Raw genomic sequence first — 19,459 nt, 5'->3', positions numbered from 1 at the left:
TCCCCGTGATGATCCGCGGCGCGTCCGGTGAGCGCGGCCCGTCCCGGGGCAGGGCAACGGCATCCGAGGCAGCCCTGTGAGGGCCTGCAGGTGCCGGATCAAAGCGCGCGCACAGGGTCGTCCCCCGTGCACCCGTGCCGAATCCCCCGAGATCGAGCGGCGTCTGCCTCACGAGCAGTCGTGCAAGCGGCTGCGCCGTGAGTCGTCCGCGCTGTCAGGATTGCAAGTACGCCAAGTGCTGAACTGCCGAAGTGCGCCAGTGCTGTCGTGCAGAAACGCTGTCGTGCAGACGAGCCCAAGTACCGGGCTGCAGAGGTGTGTTGTGGTCCGATGGGGCGGTAGCGGCCCCCGGCCGTTGCGCCGGTTCCTCCCCGGGCGCCCCGACCCATCATTGGCCTGCCGTGAGAGCCACCGCAAGGCATGACGGCAAAGATCTTCGAATGAATCCCGGGTGATGGTCATCACATGCACTGGTCACACAATTCGCCCCGCCTCCGACGGGGGACGGGCACACTTGCTTCGGCTGGACAGCTTCAACCATCCGCCCCACGCACTGAGTTGGGCCGCAGGCGCGTTCGACGACGCACACGAGCTGAGAGGACCGGCATGCCCGACGAGTCGGCTGAGCGCACACGCACCACGCAGGAGGTCAACCCGGCCCGCGTCCTGGCGCTGTGCAGCGGCGCCAGCTTCATGGCCTTCCTCGACCTCTCGATCATCAGCATCGCTTTTCCAGACATTCTGGACGACTTTCCGGGCACGTCGCTCAACACCATGACGTGGGTCCTCAGCGGCTACACGATCTTGCTGGCGGCCGTGCTCACGCCCGCCGGAAGGATCGCCGACAGCGTCGGCCGGCGCACCGTCTTCCTCTGGTCCCTGGCCGCCTTCACCGCCGCCTCGCTCGTCTGTGCCGTGGCGCCGTCCATCTGGTGGCTCATCGCGGCGCGGATCGTCCAGGGCGCGGCGGCCGGTGGCATGATCCCCGCCGCGCTCGGCCTGATCCTCGCCACGACCCCGCGGGAGCGCATCGCCAGAGCGGTCGGCACGTGGTCCGCGGTGGCGGGCTTCTCCGCCGTCATCGGACCGGCCGCGGGCGGGCTGCTGCTGCGCGCCTTCGGCTGGCGCTCGGTGTTCTACATCAACCTCCCGCTGTGCGGCGCGATGCTGGTCGCCGCCGTGGTGATGTTGCCGAGGCAGCGGCTGCGCGGCACCGGGAACCGGTTGCCGGACGCGGTGGGCAGCATCGCGCTCGCCCTGGGCATCGGCGGGGTGGTGAGCGCGCTCACCGAGGGGGACACCTGGGGCTGGGGGGATGTCCGCACCGTCGGACTCGGGCTGGCCGGGCTGGCGCTCGTCGCCGTGACCGTGCTGCGCTCGCGCACTCACGCGGCGCCGGCCCTGGAGATGGCGGTGTGGCGCAGCCCTGTCTTCCGGACCGCCAACCTCGGCCTCGGCATGCTCAACATGACGATGTTCGCGTGGATGCTGGCCGCCCCGCTGTTCGCCGCAGACATCTGGCACTGGTCGGTCCTGCAGACGGCCGGTGCCCTGAGCGTCGGAGCCGTCTCCTCGATGGCCGGCTCACTGGCCGCCGGACGGCTCACCCGACCGGCGACCCAGGTGAAGGTGGCGGTCCTGGGCGCGCTGTCCTTCACAGGCAGCAACGCCATCTGGGCGTCCGGCCTCTTCGGCCCCACGCCCAACTTCCTGGGCGGCTGGCTGCCGGCCTCGATCCTCGGCGGCGGCGGCCTCGGCCTCGCCATCACCTGCCTGTCGTCGCTGGCGGCCGCGACGGTGCCTCCGGCCAAGTTCGCGGGCGGCCTCGGCATGACCCTGACGGTGCGCCAGGTCGGCGGTGCGGTCGGCGTCGCCGGATTCGCGTCGATCATGGCGTCGGGCCCGGCCCCCGGCGGCATCTCGTCCTTCCACCACGTCTACGTCGCCGCAATGGCCGTCAACATCCTGTGCGCGGCCGTGGTGTGCACCATGCTCATCATGCTGCGGCCGAAGCCCGCGCCTGCGGCCGCAGCGCAGGCGCCTCAGGACCGGGTCACGCCCACCCAGTGACCCCCGACTCCAGGGGCAACCCGGCCCGCCGGGTTGCGGACGGCCCCCTGCACGCGGCCACCATGTGCCGCGCCCAGGGGGCCGTGTCGTTCCTCCGGCTCCCGGCCGCGCTGCTCCGACCGGCCGTCAGGCGGACGGCACGCGGATCAGCAGGGCGTCGCCCTGTCCGCCGCCGCCGCACAGCGCTGCCGCGCCGAGACCGCCGCCGCGGCGGCGCAGCTCATAGGCCAGGTGGACGATGAGCCGGGCGCCGGAGGCGCCGATCGGGTGGCCGAGCGCGATGGCTCCGCCGTCGACGTTCACGATGTCCGGGCTGAGGCCCAGCTGCTCGGTGGAGACGATGCCGACGGCGGAGAACGCCTCGTTGATCTCCACCAGGTCCAGGTCGGACGGCTCCAGCTTGGCCTTGGCCAGCGCCGCCTTGATCGCGTTCGACGGCTGCTCGTGCAGGCTTGCGTCCGGCCCGGCCACCACGCCGTGGGCGCCGATCTCGGCGATCCAGGGCAGGCCCAGCTCCTCGGCCTTGGCCTTGCTTGCCACCACCACGGCCGCGGCGCCGTCGGAGATCTGAGACGCCGTCCCCGCCGTGATGGTGCCGTCGGCGCTGTACACGGGACGCAGCTTAGCCAGGGCCTCCGTTGTGGTGTCGGGACGCACGCCCTCATCGGTGTCACACACCACTGGGTCCCCCTTGCGCTGCGGGACCGTCACCGGCGCCAGCTCCTCGGCGAACCGCCCGGCGGCCGCCGCGGCCGCGGCCCGCTGGTGCGAGGCCGCGGCGAAGGCGTCCTGCTTCTCCCGGGTCAGCCCGGCGTAGCGGCTGTTGTACTTCTCTGTCGAGACGCCCATGCCCAGCTGGTCGAAGGCGCAGAACAAGCCGTCGTGGATCATGTGGTCGATCAGCGGTACGTCACCGGCCTTGAAGCCCGCACGCGACTTGGGAAGTACGTGCGGAGCCTGCGACATGGACTCCTGACCGCCCGCCACGACCAGGTCGAACTCACCGGCCCTGATCAGCTGGTCGGCCAGCGCGATCGAGTCGATCCCGGAGAGACACACCTTGTTGACGGTCAGCGCCGGGACGCTCATCGGGATGCCGGCGGCCACCGCGGCCTGGCGGGCCGGGATCTGGCCGGCGCCCGCGGTGAGCACCTGCCCCATGATCGTGTACTCCACTTGCTCGGGCGCCACCCCCGCCCTCTCCAGAGCCGCCTTGATCGCGATGCCCCCGAGCTGGGCTCCGGAGAGGTCCTTGAGAGCCCCGAGCAGGCGACCGGTGGGGGTGCGGGCCCCAGCCAGGATGACGGATCCGGACACGATGTCCTCCGTGGGTAGAAGTTGTGAACCACAACACGGCTACATTACCCACGAGTTGGGCTGAGGAAATGCGCCCTCCGGTCGTGTGAGCGACGGCACAGCCGATGGGAGGCGTCCCAGCACCGCACCGGCGGGAACGGCACGCCGCCCGGCTACGGCGGCGGCTCCCGTCCACCGGTCCCGCCCGGCGGCTGTGACGGAGCGGTGATCTTCAGGGGGAGTGGCTGCTCTGATCTGGTGTCCCGTTCTTGGTTGAGAGATCGCAGTGTTGACGTACATGATCGCCGAAGCTTGCGGTCTGGACCGTGAACGGTCCCGGAGAAGGACCCGAAACGAGGCCCGCTGGCAGGACATGTTCGAGGTCGTGATGGGCCGCATCGCGGGGCGGTTCGCCCGGGTGGAACCACGGCGCCGGGCACGGGAGTTCGTGCTCGGGTTGCTGTCGGACCTGGCACGCAAGAACTGCTGGACGTTCGCCGAGCATGCGGGGGACGCATCCCCGGACGGCTGCAGAAGCTGCCGAAACGGGCCTGGCAGGAGCTCTCCGCCGGCGCCGGAGACAAGGGCCACCGCTCTTGCGACTGGGCCCTGGCCGCCATCGCCGCCGAACGGCCCGGCCACCGCCGCCTGCTCGTCCGCCGCAACCGGCGCACTGGGCAACTCGCCTTCTTCCGCTGCTGCTCGGCGGCCCGCGTGCCACTGTCCGCTCTCGTGAAAGTAGCCGGACGCAGGGTGGACGGTCGAGGAGGTCCTCCAGTCCGGCAAGGGCCTGGCCGGACTGGACGAACAGCAGGTCAGGCGGTGGAAGTCCTCGCATCGCTGGGTCACGCTCGCGATGCTCGCCCACGCCTTTCTCGCCCCGCGGCCACCGCCAACGAACGTGCTCAGGAACAGGCTCCGCTGGTCCGAGTGGCGACGACGCCATCAAGCCCGGACTCGGGCCTGCCACTACCAATCCGTGACTGGTCCGGAAGCGCTGGTCAGAAGCGGGACAGCGGTGGGAGGAACTGAGAGTTGCAACGTAAACCGGGCCCTGCTCCGAGCGGGTCGAGCCGAAGGCGCCTGACGGGCAACGCCCAGGTCAGGCGCCTTCTTTCGTGCCTCTAGAAGAAGCCGAGCTTCTTCGGCGAGTACGAGACGAGCAGGTTCTTCGTCTGCTGGTAGTGCTCCAGCATCATCTTGTGGTTCTCGCGTCCGATGCCCGACTGCTTGTAGCCGCCGAAGGCGGCGTGGGCCGGGTACGCGTGGTAGCAGTTCGTCCAGACCCGGCCCGCCTGGATCGCCCGGCCCGCGCGGTACGCCGTGTTGATGTCCCGTGTCCATACGCCGGCCCCGAGGCCGTACAGCGTGTCGTTCGCCGTCCTGATCGCGTCGTCGAAGCCGGCGAAGGACGTCACCGCGACGACCGGTCCGAAGATCTCCTCCTGGAAGACCCGCATGCGGTTGTCGCCCTCGAAGATCGTCGGCTGTACGTAGTACCCCCCGGCCATGTCACCGTCGTACTCCAGCTGCTGACCGCCCGTGAGCACCTTGGCGCCCTCCTGCTGCCCGATGTCCAGGTACGAGAGGATCTTCTGGAGCTGGTCGTTGGACGCCTGGGCGCCCACCATTGTGCCGGTGTCCAGCGGATGGCCCGTGATGATCTGTTCCGTACGGGCGATCGCCGCTTCCAGGAACTCGCTGTAGTGGCCGCGCTGGATCAGCGCGCGCGACGGACACGTGCACACCTCGCCCTGGTTGAGCGCGAACATCGTGAAGCCTTCGAGTGCCTTGTCACGCAGGTCGTCGTCGGCGTTCCAGACGTCGTCGAAGAAGATGTTCGGGCTCTTGCCGCCCAGCTCCAGGGTCACCGGCTTGATGTTCTCGGAGGCGTACTGCATGATCAGCCGCCCTGTCGTGGTCTCACCCGTGAACGCGATCTTCGCGACACGGGGGCTGGAGGCCAGGGGCTTGCCCGCTTCGACACCGAAGCCGTTCACGATGTTGACGACGCCCGGTGGCAGCAGATCGGCGACCAGGCTCATCCAGTAGTGGATGGAAGCAGGCGTCTGCTCGGCCGGCTTCAGTACGACCGCGTTCCCGGCGGCCAGCGCGGGCGCCAGCTTCCACGTCGCCATGAGGATGGGGAAGTTCCACGGAATGATCTGCGCGACCACACCGAGCGGCTCGTGGAAGTGGTACGCGACGGTGTCGTCGTCCACCTCGCTGAGCGAACCCTCCTGGGCCCTGAGCGCGCCCGCGAAGTACCGGAAGTGGTCGATGGCGAGGGGGATGTCGGCCGCCAGGGTCTCCCTGACCGGCTTGCCGTTCTCCCAGCTCTCCGCCACCGCGAGCTCCTCCAGACGCGCCTCCATACGGTCGGCGATCTTGAGCAGGATGTTCGCGCGGTCGCCCGCCGCCGTCCGCCCCCACGCGGGGGCGGCGGCGTGCGCCGCGTCGAGGGCGCGTTCGACGTCCTCGGCGGTGCCGCGCGCGATCTCGGTGAAGGGGCGGCCGTTCACGGGGCTCGGGTTCTCGAAGTACTGGCCGCGGGCGGGCGCGACGTACTCGCCGCCGATCCAGTGGTCGTAACGGGACTGGTACGAGACGATCGCGCCGTCGCTGCCGGGCTCGGAGTATCGGGTCATCGCGGAGGCCTCCTCTGGCGCCGCCGCCGTCGGGCGGCACTCGGCGCGAGGCTAGGAGGCCGTACGTTGCGACCGGGTTGCGGCAGCGGGACAGACCGCGGGCGCCCGGCGGTTCAGGTCGCCTTGAGCATGTCGGCGCACTTCTCGCCGATCATCATTGTCGTGATGCACGGGTTGACCGCCGGCAGGAACGGCATCACCGAGGCGTCGGCCACCCGCAGCCCCGTGACGCCCTTGACCCGCAGTTGCGGATCGAGCGGCGAACCGGCGTCGTCCGCCGCCCCCATCCGCACGGTGCCCGCCGGGTGGTAGACGGTGTTGTGCGTCTCGCGGATGTACGCGAACAGCTCCTCGTCGGTCGTGGCGGCCGGGCCGGGGGCGAGCTCGGCGCCCGCCCAGTCGGCCAGCGGGGCCTGCGCGGCGATCTCGCGCGCGAGCCGCAGCCCGTACGTCATCACGCGGATGTCGTGCTCGTGCGTGAAGTAGCGCGGGTCGACCCTCGGCTTGTCCCGGTAGTCGCGGGTGCGCAGCCGGACCGTACCCGTCGAACGCGCGCGAGTGACGTTCGGCGTGAGACAGAAGGCGTTGTCCGTCGTGGGATAGCCGCGCCGGTAGGTGTTCAGGTCGAACGGCACCGACCCGTAATGGAACATCAGGTCCGGCCGGTCCAGGCCGGTTTCGGTGTCCGCGAAGATACCGATCTCCCACCACTGGGTGGAGGACGAGACCATGGGCTGCTTCGCCTCCCACATGATCAGACCCTCGGGGTGGTCCTGCAGGTTGGAGCCGACACCGGGGGAGTCCACCCGTACCTCCACGCCGCACTCGCGCAGATGCCCGGCCGGACCGATCCCCGACAGCATCAGCAGCTTCGGCGAGTCGATGGCGCCGCAGGCCACGATCACCTCGCGCCGGGCCGCGACCGCCCCGGTGTGGATGGTGTCGGGTTCCAGGTACTCGACGCCCGTACAGCGTCGGCCGGTGGCGCCGCGTTCCGCTCCGTCACCGTCGTCGTCGAACAGGAGCCGCTTGGCCTGCAGTCCGGTCCGTACCTCCAGATTCGGCCGCTTGCCGAGGATGGGATGGAGGTACGAGACCGACGCGGACGAACGGGTTCCGTCAGGACGGGAGTTGATCTGGAACCAGTGGGCGCCGCGCACGACCGTGGTACCCGTGTTGAACGGCGTGGTGGGAATGCCGGCCGCCGCACACGCTTCCAGCAGCGCCGCGCCGCACGGGTCCTTGGGCGGGACGGTGCGGATCGTCACCGGGCCCGAGCGGCCGTGGTGGTCGCCGGGCGCGTCGTTGGTCTCCAGGCGCCGGTAGAGGGGGAAGCAGTCCGCGGCGCTCCAGCCCGCACAGCCCAGCGCGCCCCACTCGTCGAGGTCCTCGGCCGGTGCCCAGAACGCGATGCAGGAGTTGTGCGAGGAACACCCGCCGAGCACCTTCGCACGGGCGTGCCGCATGAAGCTGTTGCCGTTCTCCTGCGGCTCCACCGGGTAGTCCCAGTCGTAACCGGACTCGAGCAGGGCCATCCACCGGTCGAGCCGCAGGATGCTGTCGTCGCCGACGTCGGAAGGCCCGGCCTCCACGACGCAGACGGTGACGTCCGGGTCCTCGGTCAGCCGCGCGGCGACGACGGCGCCGGCTGTACCGCCTCCGACCACGACGTAGTCGTACGAGGCCAAGGGGCTGTCTGCGCGCATCGCTTCTCCAGGCGTACAGGTTCGGTTCGGGTCAGGGGGCGGAGGACGGGGGCGGTGGCGACGCGTCCAGGCCCTCGAAGCGGTGCTCGTCCAGTACGCCGGTCTTGTGGCGCTGAACGAACCAGTAGTAGGCGAAGCCGCCGAGTGCGACGATGCCGATGAAGAGGAAGGCGCCCCACCGCAGGTACCAGTGCTGCGGTCCCGTCGCGTTGTACACCTCGGCGCGCGGCCACGCGAGGTTGATCGACATCGCGGCGCCCCACAGCACGGCGACGATGTTGACCGGCAGCCCGAACCTGCCGAGCGTGAAGCCGCCTTCGGCAGGGTGCCATTCGCCACGCAGGCGCTTGATCAGCATGGGCGTGGTGACCAGCAGATAGGCCAGGTAGATCATGATGATCGCGATGCTCGTGATCACCGAGAAGATCTGCGGCTGGTTGATGTTGATGACCAGGATGACGACACCGACGACGCCGATCAGGACGGCGGGGACGACGGGCGTCCGGAAGCGGGGACTCACGCGGGCGAGGACCGAGCCGGCCGGCAGGTTGTTGTCCCGCGCCATGGCGAACATCAGCCGGATGCCCGCGGCATGCACAGCCAGCACGCAGACCGTGATGGCGATGACGACGCACCACAGGAAGATCTCGCCGATGGTCGAGCCGAGGGTCTCCAGGACGACGTACTGCAGACCGCCCGTGGACAGCTCCTCCGCCTCCAGGTCGGGTACGGACATCAGGGCGAAGAGCAGGATCAGCCCGCCGATGAGGAACGAGGCGACGAGGGCCCGGAGGATCGCGCGCGGCGCGTTGCGGCTCGGGTTGTGGGACTCCTCGCCGAGCGAGGACGCCGTGTCGAACCCGTACATGACGTACGCGGAGGCCAGTGAGGCGGTCAGGAAGGCGCCGAAGTAGCCGAGGCTTCCGGTGCTGAGTCCGTACGTCTCCGTCAGGACGGTGCTGGGGCCGCGGGTGATGTGCGCGGCGAGGAAGACGATCAGGGCGACGGCGGCGATCAGTTCGATGAATACGCCGGCCGAGTTGATCCGGGCCATGAGCTGGACACCGAAGGCGTTGACGACGGTGGAGAAGAGGATGAGCACCGTCCCCAGGAGGACGGCGTTGGCGGCCGCGTCGTTCTTGCCGCTGCCGTCGCCCACGAACTGGAACCAGCTGTCGATCTGCGGCAGCGTGATCTGGTAGGCGAGCGCCACGGCCGAGAGGGTCACCATGGTGGCCGTCATCATCATCCAGCCGCCGAGCCAGCCGACGTGCGGGCCGCCCATGGTCTTCGCCCAGTTGTAGACGGAGCCGGCGACCGGATAGCGGGCGGCCAGCTCGCAGAAGCAGAGGGCCACCATCAGCTGACCGGTGAACACCATCGGCCAGGACCACCAGTAGGCGGGGCCGCCGAAGCTGACGCCGAAGTAGAACAGCTGGAAGGTGCCGGTCAGGATCGAGATGTAACTGATCCCTGCGGCGAAGGTGTGAAAGTTGCCGAGGGTGCGCTTGAGCTCCGGGCGGTAGCCGAGCTCCCCCAGGGCGTCGTCGTCCTGCTCGGTCTGAGTCCGGGACGGAACCTCGGGATCCGGGTCCTCCGGTCCCCTGCCAGTGGTGTCAGCGCTCATTCGAACCACCTCAGCGGGCTGGGCGCCAGATTGCGCCAGACGTGTTTGGCCTCCTGGTACTCGGCCAGTCCGGCCGGGCCCAGTTCCCGGCCGAAGCCGGACTGCTTCATTCCGCCCCATTCGGCCTGGGGCACGTACGGGTGGAAGTCATTGATCCATACGGTCCCGGCCCGCACCCGGGACGCCACCCGCTGCCCGCGCGCCACATCCTCGGTCCAGACCGCGCCGGTCAGCCCGTACACGGTGTCGTTGGCGAGCGCGACGGCCTCGGCCTCGTCGCGGAACCGTTCGACGGTGAGCACCGGGCCGAACGACTCGTCGCGCACCACCGACATGCCCGGGGTGCAGTCGTCCAGCACGGTCGGCAGGTAGTAGAAGCCGTCCTGGAGGGCCGGGTCGTCGGGGCGGGCGCCGCCGCAGCGCAGTACCGCGCCCTCGGCCAGCCCGGCCGCCACGTACGCCTCGACCTTCTCGCGGTGGGCGGCGGAGATGAGTGGTCCCGTACGGGCGTTCTCGTCGAAGGGACCACCGATCGGGATCGCCCGCGCGCGCTTCACCAGCTCGTCGACGAAAGCGTCATGCAGTTCGTTCTGGACCAGCAGCCGCGCACCGGCCGAACAGACCTGGCCGGAGTGCAGGAAGATGGCCATCAGGGCGTAGTCGACGGCGGCCTCGAAGTCGGCGTCGGCGAAGACGATGTTGGGGTTCTTGCCGCCCAGCTCCAGGGCGACTTTCTTCACCGTCGGGGCGGCGGCCGTCATGATGCGGCGTCCGGTGACGAGCCCGCCGGTGAACGACACCATGTCGACACGCGGGTCCTCACTCAGGGGCGCGCCCGCGGTCGGACCCGCGCCGAGCACAAGGTTGGCTACTCCGTCCGGCAGCCCGGCCTCGGCCAGCAGCTTCATCAGCATGATGGCGGTGTGCGGGGTCAGCTCACTGGGTTTGAGCACGAAGGTGTTGCCCGCCCCGATCGCCGGAGCGACCTTCCACGCGGTCTGCAGGAGCGGATAGTTCCACGGGGTGATCAGCGCGCACACTCCGACCGGTTCGTGCACCACTCTGCTGTCCACGTCCGTGTTGCCCGTGTCGACGATCCGGTCGGCGCCGCCGGAGGCCGTGAGGTTGCCGAAGTAGCGGAAACAGTGCGCGATGTCGTCCATGTCGTACTCGCTCTCCACGAGCCGCTTCCCGGTGTCCAGGGATTCGGCCCGCGCGAACGCGGCCTTGTCGCGCTCCAGCAGTTCGGCGACGCGCAGCAGCAGTTGCCCGCGCTCGTCGGCCGGGGCTGTCGGCCAGGGGCCGCGGTCGAAGGCGTCACGGGCTGCCGCGATCGCGGCCGAGACGTCCTTGGGGCCCGCTTCGTCGACGGTCGCCACCAGGGCGCCGTCGGCGGGGCAGCGGATCTCGCGAACCTGCCCGTCGACGGCGGCGGTCCACTTGCCACCGATGAACAGCTCCGGCATGGGGGCTCCTCCGGGTTCGGACGGTCGGGCACCCGAGTGGCACCCCGTCGAGTCACGCCACGCGGTGCTTCACCGACCGACAGCGCTCCGGGTACGACACTAAGGAGGCGCGGCCGGGTTCGCAGTGCGGGAGCCGTCATACGGCGGAACGGCTCACCGGGCCGAGGGCCCGTCGAGCGCCTCGCAGGGGTCCGGCCGAGCACGTGCAGGAATCCGGTGGCACCACGCTGCGGGGGTCGGTTCACCACCCTGAACCGGGGTCGGTCACGCTCCCTGCACCGCGGTCGGTCAAGCACCCTGCCAGGCGTCGATCTCGCGTACGCGCGTGAGCGCCGCCGGACGCTGCGGCGCCGGCAGTACGGACGCTAGCGCCCGCCAGACGGGCAGGTCGTCCTGGCCCCAGGGGCTGTACGCCCAGTCGGTGAGCAGCCCGGGATCCGCGCGGGCGATCAGCGCGTCCCGCAGCTGGTCCTCCAGCCGCCTGCGCAGGCGTACCACCTCGGGGGCGCGGGAGGCGGGCAACAGCGGTCCGGCGTACCCGCTCATGGCGGCAGTCGTCGCGCCGGACGCCAGGCGTCTGCCGACGGTGTCGAAGTCCGCCTCGACGGGAGTGGCGAGCCGGTACGGGCGGGAGAGGAGCAGCGAGGGGCCGAGCAGACGGCGGAGCCGGGACAGCTCGGCGCGCAGGGTGACAGGGGTGACCGACTCGTCCTCGTACAGGGCGATGAGGAGCTCGTCGCCGGAGAGGCCCTCCGGGTGACGGGCGAGTACGACGAGGATCTCGCTGTGGCGGCGGCTGAGACGTACTTTGCGGCCCTCCACGACGAGAAGGGCCTCGTCCCGGCCCAGAGCCCCGAGCCTGGGGGGAGTGCGCGAGGGTGGCGCGAGGAGCGCGAGCCGCGACTCGGCGGCGCACGCGACCGCCTGGACGAACGCCAGACTGTGCGGATGCGCGAGCCCGTCCCCGCCGGTGATGTCGACGGCTCCCAGGATCCGCCCGGTGTGCGGATCGTGCACGGGAGCCGCGGCACAGGTCCACGGCTGCACGGGTCTGCTGAAGTGCTCGGCGGCGAAGACCTGTACGGGCCGGTCGAGGGCCACGGCCGTACCCGGTGCGTTCGTGCCCATGGCGGACTCGGCCCAGCGGGCGCCCGGTACGAAGTTCAGGCGCCCGGCACGCCGTCTGGTCCTCGGATGCCCCTCGACCCACAGCAGTCGGCTCTGCGCGTCGCACACCGCGAGCAGGTGCTCCCCGTCGCTGGCGAAAGTGCCGATCAGTTCACGGAACAGGGGCATCACCCGGGCGAGCGGATGCTCGTCCCGGTACGCGCCCAGGTCGCTGTCGGACAGCTCCACACAGGCCGTTGTCTCGGGACTGACCCGGGCCCGTGCGGAACGCCGCCAGGACTCGCCCACCACGGGCCGTACGCGCCGCTCCAGCCGCCCCGCCGTGGTGAACACCTCGTGCGCCCGGCGCAGTTCACCGATCCGTCGGCCAGGATCGGCGCCGACGTCCAGGGCCACCCATGCATCGGTCACTTCGGCCTCCCGGGCCATCGTGACGGAGGCAGGGTGCCCCGGCAAGCACGCGCCCAACGGCTGAGTGCTGCGCGGCCACTGCCGTAGGGAGTGCCCGGGAGGCAGGAAGTGGTCGACGCAAGTACCGCACGGGGTCGTGACATGACACGTCCGGGTCGCCTCTGGACGGTATGGCCACGCCGCCCGTACCGCCGCTCCCGCCCTCCGGTGTGGGCTTCGGTACGCCGTCGGGCGGCTACGGGTGGCAGCAACCGCCCCCACAGGTGCCGCCACCACCCCCGTCGGGGCCGCCCGGGCGCCGGTGGCTGTCCGTACTGGTGGCCGTCGTCGTGGCGTTGGCGGCTGTCGCCGCGGTGGCCGTGGCAGTGGCCGGCGGTGACGACGATCCGCCGGACGTCAAGTCCCCCAACGCCGCAGTGAGTACGACAGCGGGGTCCGGGGCCGACGCCACCCGGACCGCCGATCCGACGCCCTCGTTGAGCCTGCCGGTCGAGGTGCCCACCGCACTCCCGTCACTGGCGTCGGCACTTCCCACGCCCAGCGGTGACGAGCTGCCGTTCTTCATGATGAAGGCACGTGACTGCTTCGACTTCGACGGCGCGTCGCCCGGCCACCATGCGTCCTGCCGGCGTCAGCCGCAGCCCAGCCGCCTGTCAGTTCTCGCTCAGCAGTACGGCGGTGAGCGCCGCCGCCGGATCCTGGTCGGCCGGACCGGCAGGCGCCCACCGCCCCCGCTCCTTGCGGTACGGCCACCAGCGTCCGTCGCGACCCCACCGCAGCTGGACATCCGCGCCGACGACAGTCCACCGGTTGGACCGGGCGCGCAGCTGCGGACGCTCTCCCTCCTCCCACGCCTCCGCCAGTCGCGTACGGGCACGGGCGAGCGCCTCCGGCTCCGGCGACCACTCCTCCTCCAGTACGGCGAGCGCGGCACGCCCCCCGTACTGCCACGCACGTACGGCCAGGGCGAGGTCGGCCCGCTGCCGTCCGGAGCCCGACGCGAGTCGTGCGGTGATCTGCGGTCCCGGCCCACCGGCGGCCAGCCGTACCGCGTCCTGCTCCGCAGTCAGTTCGGCTTCCACCGGCTGCCGTTCGTGCCCGGCAGTCAGGGCTGCGGCGAGGAGGCGATGCGCACGCCCGGCCGCGTCCGACGCCAGGAACTCCAGCGCAGCGACATCCACCCCGGGCGCGGGCGGCGTCTCCGTGTCGAGGGCGGGAGGCCGGCCCGGATCCGCCGGGAGCGGCGGGGGAGCGGGCAGGGGCGGCAGCAGGTCGCGTGCCACTGCCGCGAAGGCCTCGTCGGCCCGCACACCTTCCGCGTCTTCCGGCGCGTCCTCGCAGGCGTGTGCGCCCGGGGGCCGCCGCGGCGCGGCCAGGGCCGCGCTCCGTATCTGCAACTCGTCGAGCAGGTCCCGCTCGCCGCGTCCGCGCATCAGGAGCAGGACGAAGGGGTCCTGGTCCAGGAGACGCGCCACCTGGTAACAGAGCGCGGCGGTGTGCGGGCAGTGGTCCCACGCGTCGCAGGAGCACTCCGGTTCCAGGTCACCGATGCCCGGCAGAAGCTCCACTCCGGCCGCTGTCGCGTCCTCCACCAGATGGGGCGGCATCTCCCGGTCCAGGAGCGCCGCGATGTGACCGGCCCGTTCGACCGCCATGTCGAGGAAGCGGTCCCAGTCGTCGTCGCTCAGCCGCTGCAACAGCACATCACCGCGGTACGCCGAACCGTCCTTGTCCCGTACGACCGCCGTGATCCGTCCGGGGCGTACCGACACGGCGCCGACCGCCCCCTCGCGCGCGTACCTGCGGCCCTTTCTGAGCTGTTCGCCGTCGAGCGCGGTGTCCTCCAGAGCCTTCATCCACGCCCGGCCCCACCATGTCTGCGCGAAACTGCGCCCCCGCGCGGGAGGCAGGGCGTCGAAGGTGCGCTCCGTCTGCCGCTGTTCTCGTGCGCCGTCCCGGTCGCTCATCGGGTGCCCCCTCGCAGCTCCACCAGATCCGCCAGTTCGGCGTCGGTCAGTTCCGTCAGCGCGGACTCGCCGTTCCCGAGAACGGCGTCCGCCAGCTCCTTCTTGCGCGCCAGCATTCCCGCGATCCGGTCCTCGATGGTCCCCTCGGCGATCAGCCGGTGCACCTGAACGGGCTGGGTCTGACCGATGCGGTAGGCGCGGTCCGTGGCCTGCGCCTCGACCGCCGGGTTCCACCAGCGGTCGTAGTGCACGACGTGGGCGGCCCTGGTGAGGTTGAGCCCCGTGCCCGCCGCCTTCAACGACAGCAGGAAGACCGGCACTTCACCGTCCTGGAACCGCCGCACCATCGCCTCGCGCTCCGGCACCGGCGTACCGCCGTGCAGGAACTGGGTGCGCGCGCCGCGCGCCGCGAGATGCCGCTCCAGCAGCCGCGCCATTTGCACGTACTGCGTGAACACCAGAACGCTCGCGTCCTCGGCCAGGATGGTGTCGAGCAGCTCGTCCAGCAGGTCCAGCTTCCCGGACCGGCCGGCGATCGTGGGCCGTTGCTCCTTCGTGTACTGCGCAGGGTGATTGCAGATCTGCTTCAGCGCGGTGAGCAGCTTCACCACAAGCCCGCGCCGGGCGAAGCCTTCGGCCCCCGAGATCTCGGTGAGCGTCTCGCGCACCACCGCCTCGTACAGGCCGGCCTGTACCGCCGTGAGTGATACGGGGTGGTCGGTCTCCGTCTTCGGCGGCAGCTCCGGAGCGATCCCGGGGTCGGACTTCCGGCGCCGCAGCAGGAACGGGCGTACCAGCCTGGAGAGACGCTCGGCGGCGGCAGGGTCGTTGCCGCCCTCGACCGACTGCGCGTAGTGCCTGCGGAACGTTCCCAGCCGGCCGAGCAGCCCGGGCGTGGTCCAGTCGAGGATGGCCCACAGCTCGGAGAGGTTGTTCTCCACCGGTGTGCCGGTGAGCGCCACGCGCGCGTGGGCGTCGATGGTGCGCAGCTGCCTGGCGGTCGCCGAGTAGGGGTTCTTGACGTGCTGCGCCTCGTCGACGACGACCATGCCCCAGGGCTTCGGACCGCGAAGCCGCCCGGCGTCGAGCCGCATCGTGCCGTACGTCGTGAGGACGAACTCCCCGTCGGCCAGGGCGTCCAGATTGCGCGAGGCGCCGTGGAACCGGCGTACCGGGGTTCCGGGGGCGAACTTCTCGATTTCGCGCTGCCAGTTGCCGATCAGGGATGTGGGACAGACGACCAGGGTGGGACCGGCGGTCCGCTCGTCCGTCTGCCGGTGCAGATGGAGGGCGATGAGGGTGATGGTCTTGCCGAGGCCCATGTCGTCGGCGAGACAGCCGCCGAGCCCCAGGGACGTCATGTGGTGCAGCCAGTTCAGTCCGCGCAACTGGTAGTCGCGCAAGGTCGCGGCGAGCGCGGCGGGCTGGGGAACCGCCACGTGCCCAGCGCCCTCCGGATCGGCGATCCGCTCCCGCAACCGCGCCAGCCACCCCGTTGCCTGTACGTCGACCTGCCGCCCGTCCAGCTCCGCGCGGCCCGCCAGCGCGGCACTGAGCGCTTCGACGGGGGTGACCTGGCGGTCCCGGGTCTCCCGCGCGTGACGGGCCTCGTCGGGGTCGACGAGGACCCACCGGTCGCGCAGGCGCACAATCGGCCGGGTGGCCTCCGCGAGCCGGTCGAGCTCCTCCCGGGACAGCTGCTGACCGCCCAGCGCGAACCGCCAGTTGAAGGCGAGCAGTGCGTCCGGCGAGAGGAAGGACGGAATGCCGGACTGTGCCGTCCCCGGATTCACCCGGCTTTCGGGATTCCACGGGTCGGCGCCCTCGTCCGGCGGTCCCACGACGGCGCGCGCCGTCAGTGCGCGGGCCAGTTCCCTCGGCCAGTGCACCTGGACCCCGGAGGCGGCGAGCGCCCGCGCGGCCTCGCCGAGGAGTTCGGTGATCTCCTCGTCCGCCGGCTCGACAGCGTCCGGAACGGCCGCCGACAGAAGTGGGGCGAGCGGCGGCCACGCACGGGCTGCGCGGCGCAGGGCCAGCAACGCGTCCATGCGGGCGCGCGGCCCGAACGCCGAACCGGTGGGCCCTGCGCCGGCCCACACGTCGGCGGCGTCCGCGACCAGCGAAGGGTCGCTGACGCCGTGCATCTGGAGAACGACCCGGAACGCGGGACCTGAGCCGTCCTCAGAACCGTTCCTGCGGCCGTTCTCGTGTTCAGCGTCCCCGTACCCGTCCCCGTCCCCGTCCCCGTACGCGTCCGTGTCCGCTTCCGCGCGGGCCGCCGCGAGTCCGGACAGCTCGACCCTCAGAGAGATCCGTACGCCCGCGTCGTGCCCGGCGGCGAGGTCCGCGGCCCAGGCGCGCTGCTCGGGAAGCCGCTGCGGCTCGACGGCGGCGTACGCGGCCCCGGAGACTGCCGACTTGGCGGCGGGCGTACGGGGCAGCCCGTCCGCGACCGCGTCGAGGAACGAGCGCAGGAGCCGCTCGGGAGCGGGCAGCCTCAGCGGCCGTTCCGTGGCATCGAGGGGTACGGCGTGCGCGCCGGGCGGCATCGAGGCCGCCAGAGCGCGTACGCGTTCCTGGTCCTCGGCGGTGAGCGGTCCGGCCCGCCAGGCGTCGTGATCGGTTGCGCTCAAGCCCGGCAGGAGCAGCCCGCGAGCGGCGAGCTGCAGCGCGACGAGCGCGGCGGCGCCCCAGAAGGCGCCGGCGGGGTCGGCGTCCGCGGACGCACGCGCCCTGGTCAGGACCGGCAGCGCGTCCCGTACCGGCAGCACAGCGGCCCGCACGGTGTGCGCCGTGGCGCCGTCCGTGACGACGGTCAGCTCCTCGACCGTGCCAGGAGCAAAGGGGGGCCCGTTTCCGTCGGTACGCCAGAAGGCCACCGAGCCGGTGCGTGCCGGATCAGCAGGCAGGAAGGCAGCGGAGCACTGGGTGAGTTCGGAGATCTCGGAGAGCGTTGCAGCAAGAGGCCGGTGCACAGCGATGCCGAATTCCTCAAATTTGACTACTTGGCGTTCGAAGTCGCCGAGGGTACAGCATCCGGCAGCGGAGGTGCACCCAGCCCCACCGTGGCGACCTGGGGGAGGCACCACCGAAACCCGGGTGCTGACACCATGGTCATCAAGGGTCTTGGTGCGTAGTTTCATGAGCTCAGAGCTAGGTCCAACAGACCGGAGACCCCCATGCCCCAGGCCGCCACTGTCGCGGAACCCACGACAGGCACCTCGGGGAGCGATTTCGCCCCGCTCCTTCGAACCGCGAGGGAGCAGGGGCTCCTGGAGCGACGAGTCAGCTGGTACGCGCTGGGCATCGCGGTCAATCTGCTCGCGATGGCCGCTGTCGTCGCCGGTCTTCTGCTCATCGGTGACTCGTGGTGGACGCTTCCCCTCGCCCTGCCGCTCACCGTGCTGTGGGCCCGTACCGCCTTCGTCGGGCACGACGCGGGACACGCGCAGATAACCGGCAACCGCAGGGTGAGCCTGGTGATCAGCCTCGTCCACAGCAATCTGCTGCTCGGTATGAACCAGGCATGGTGGAACGACAAGCACGTACGTCACCACGCGAACCCCAACCACATAGACAAGGACCCCGACGTCGGCGTCGGGGCACTGGTCTGGACGCAGAAGCAGGCCGAACAGCGCGAAGGATTCGCCCGCTGGCTGACCCGCAACCAGGCGCGCCTCTTCCTCCCCATGCTGCTGCTCGAAGGCATCGCCCTGAAGATCTACGGTTTCCAGTACCTGCGACGCCAGCCGGCGCGTGAACGCGTACTGGAAGGCTCGTTGCTCGTCGCCCACCTCGTCGGGTACTTCGCGCTCCTGCTGGCGGTCATGTCGCCGGGCAAGGCGGTCGTGTTCGCGCTGGTGCACCACGCGCTGTTCGGCCTCCACCTGGGCATGGCGTTCGCGCCCAACCACAAGGGGATGGAAATGCCCGACCCCGACGGCGAGCGCTGGGGCCACCTGCGGCGGCAGGTCGTGACCTCACGCAACGTGCGCGGCGGGATACTCACCGACTGGTTCCTCGGCGGTCTGAACTACCAGATAGAGCACCACCTCTTCCCGAGCATGGCGCGTCCGAACCTGCGGCTCGTCCAGCCGCTGGTACGTGCGCACTGCGAGGCGCTGGGCGTGTCGTACGCCGAGACCGGGCTGATCGACTCGTACCGGCAGGCGCTGGCGCACATGCACCACGTCGGCGCACCGCTCAGGACAGCCGACAAGAGCGACGGCACCGGGCGGAGCATGCCGGTCTAACGCGATTCGCGCTGCGGAACTGTGGCGCGGGCGCGCACGTTACCGGAGCATGAAGCGGCAACAGCCGCGAAGGAGGCGTCGAAGATGTCGAAGAGCGCGAAGGTCGCCGCCGGTGGCGTGGTGGTGGGGATCGCCCTGATCTGGCTGGTCGGCTTCTGGCCCGGCCTGCTGATCATGATCGGTGTGCCGGTCGCGGCGTACCTGATGCTGGACAACTCCCAGCGCCGCAGGCTGCGCGGCATCTCCCGCAAGCAGATCGGCCGCTGAGCCTGTCGGAAACCCTGCCGGGACAGGGTCTCGTGACGATCAAGTACCGGCACGGAAGAGGGGGGTTCCGCACGATGGGCGGCACAGTCACGGCGGTCAGCAGCAACGGCGAGTATGCGTTCACCAAGCCGAACCGCGACAGCATCACGCTGCTGGCCGGTCTCGGCGTAAAAGGCGATGTGCACGCCGGGACGACCGTCAAGCACCGTTCCCGGGTCGCGCAGGACCCCTCCCAGCCGAACCTGCGCCAGGTGCACCTCATACACGGCGAGCTGTTCGGCGAGCTGCTCCAGGAGGGCTTCACCGTCGGGCCGGGCCAGCTCGGCGAGAACGTCACCACCAGCGGAGTCGACCTGCTCGGCCTCCCGGAAGGCACCCTGCTCCACCTCGGTGAGGAGGCGGTCGTCGAGGTCACCGGCCTGCGCAACCCGTGTCTGCAGATCGACGCCTTCCAGGACGGTCTGCTGAAGCGGGTCGTCGGCCGGGACGAGGCGGGCAACATCGTGCGCAAGGCCGGGATCATGAGCGTTGTCAGGGTGGGTGGCGTGGTGCGGCCCGGCGACCGGATCGAAGCCGTCCTGCCCGCGGAACCGCACCGCCCTCTGGAGCGCGTCTGAGCC

The 19,459-nt window shown here is 70.7% G+C and carries 12 protein-coding genes and 1 pseudogene; 5 read left to right on the top strand and 8 right to left on the bottom strand.

The features are described 5' to 3' along the window. Positions 1-606: 606 nt before the first annotated feature. Positions 607-2,070, top strand: a complete 1,464-nt coding sequence (locus tag ACWIHY_RS25635; RefSeq protein ID WP_454378024.1) for an MFS transporter — start codon at positions 607-609, stop codon at positions 2,068-2,070. 126 nt (positions 2,071-2,196) lie between these two features. Here ACWIHY_RS25635 and ACWIHY_RS25630 read toward each other — a convergent pair whose 3' ends face one another. Continuing rightward, complete coding sequence (locus tag ACWIHY_RS25630; protein WP_454378023.1) at positions 2,197-3,387, bottom strand: acetyl-CoA C-acyltransferase; 1,191 nt, start codon at positions 3,385-3,387, stop codon at positions 2,197-2,199. Between the two features lie 510 nt (positions 3,388-3,897). Here ACWIHY_RS25630 and ACWIHY_RS25625 point away from each other — a divergent pair. Then, positions 3,898-4,342: pseudogene (locus ACWIHY_RS25625) on the top strand (IS701 family transposase); the annotation flags it as partial. A gap of 148 nt (positions 4,343-4,490) precedes the next feature. Here ACWIHY_RS25625 and exaC read toward each other — a convergent pair. The 7 genes from exaC to ACWIHY_RS25590 all read right to left on the bottom strand — a co-directional run bounded on the left by exaC (position 4,491) and on the right by ACWIHY_RS25590 (position 17,294). Further along, positions 4,491-6,014, bottom strand: coding sequence for an acetaldehyde dehydrogenase ExaC (exaC, locus tag ACWIHY_RS25620; RefSeq protein WP_454378022.1), 1,524 nt, complete (start codon positions 6,012-6,014; stop codon positions 4,491-4,493). Between the two features lie 113 nt (positions 6,015-6,127). Continuing rightward, the gene (locus ACWIHY_RS25615) at positions 6,128-7,720 is read right to left on the bottom strand and encodes a GMC family oxidoreductase (RefSeq protein ID WP_454378021.1); all 1,593 of its coding nucleotides are present in this window, start codon (positions 7,718-7,720) and stop codon (positions 6,128-6,130) included. Between the two features lie 31 nt (positions 7,721-7,751). Next, the gene (locus tag ACWIHY_RS25610) at positions 7,752-9,347 is read right to left on the bottom strand and encodes an APC family permease (protein ID WP_454378020.1); all 1,596 of its coding nucleotides are present in this window, start codon (positions 9,345-9,347) and stop codon (positions 7,752-7,754) included. Next, a complete protein-coding gene (locus ACWIHY_RS25605) occupies positions 9,344-10,813 on the bottom strand; it encodes an aldehyde dehydrogenase family protein (RefSeq protein ID WP_454378019.1) in 1,470 nt (489 codons plus the stop codon). Before ACWIHY_RS25605 ends, ACWIHY_RS25610 begins: the two co-directional genes overlap by 4 nt. A 288-nt stretch (positions 10,814-11,101) precedes the next feature. Continuing rightward, complete coding sequence (locus tag ACWIHY_RS25600) at positions 11,102-12,352, bottom strand: GAF domain-containing protein (RefSeq protein WP_454378018.1); 1,251 nt, start codon at positions 12,350-12,352, stop codon at positions 11,102-11,104. 653 nt (positions 12,353-13,005) lie between these two features. Further along, positions 13,006-14,319 carry an SWIM zinc finger family protein gene (locus ACWIHY_RS25595; RefSeq protein WP_454378017.1) on the bottom strand — a complete coding sequence of 438 codons (1,314 nt, stop codon included), beginning with the start codon at positions 14,317-14,319 and terminating at the stop codon, positions 13,006-13,008. After that, positions 14,316-17,294, bottom strand: a complete 2,979-nt coding sequence (locus tag ACWIHY_RS25590) for an SNF2-related protein (protein WP_454378016.1) — start codon at positions 17,292-17,294, stop codon at positions 14,316-14,318. The genes ACWIHY_RS25595 and ACWIHY_RS25590 overlap by 4 nt, the downstream gene beginning before the upstream one ends. Positions 17,295-17,498: 204 nt before the next feature. On the opposite strand from ACWIHY_RS25590, the gene ACWIHY_RS25585 reads away from it, so the two are divergent. The 3 genes from ACWIHY_RS25585 (at position 17,499) to ACWIHY_RS25575 (ending at position 19,456) form a co-directional block, all read left to right on the top strand. Then, on the top strand, positions 17,499-18,572 hold the full coding sequence (locus ACWIHY_RS25585) for a fatty acid desaturase family protein (RefSeq protein WP_454378015.1): 1,074 nt from the start codon (positions 17,499-17,501) through the stop codon (positions 18,570-18,572). A gap of 84 nt (positions 18,573-18,656) precedes the next feature. After that, positions 18,657-18,839 carry a hypothetical protein gene (locus ACWIHY_RS25580; protein WP_454378014.1) on the top strand — a complete coding sequence of 61 codons (183 nt, stop codon included), beginning with the start codon at positions 18,657-18,659 and terminating at the stop codon, positions 18,837-18,839. A gap of 74 nt (positions 18,840-18,913) precedes the next feature. Next, positions 18,914-19,456 carry an MOSC domain-containing protein gene (locus ACWIHY_RS25575; RefSeq protein WP_454378013.1) on the top strand — a complete coding sequence of 181 codons (543 nt, stop codon included), beginning with the start codon at positions 18,914-18,916 and terminating at the stop codon, positions 19,454-19,456. Positions 19,457-19,459: the final 3 nt, after the last annotated feature.

This window comes from Streptomyces sp. NPDC055287, from assembly GCF_053646035.1.
Note: the sequence above shows the minus strand (reverse complement) of the source record. Positions and strands in the feature narration are given on the sequence as shown.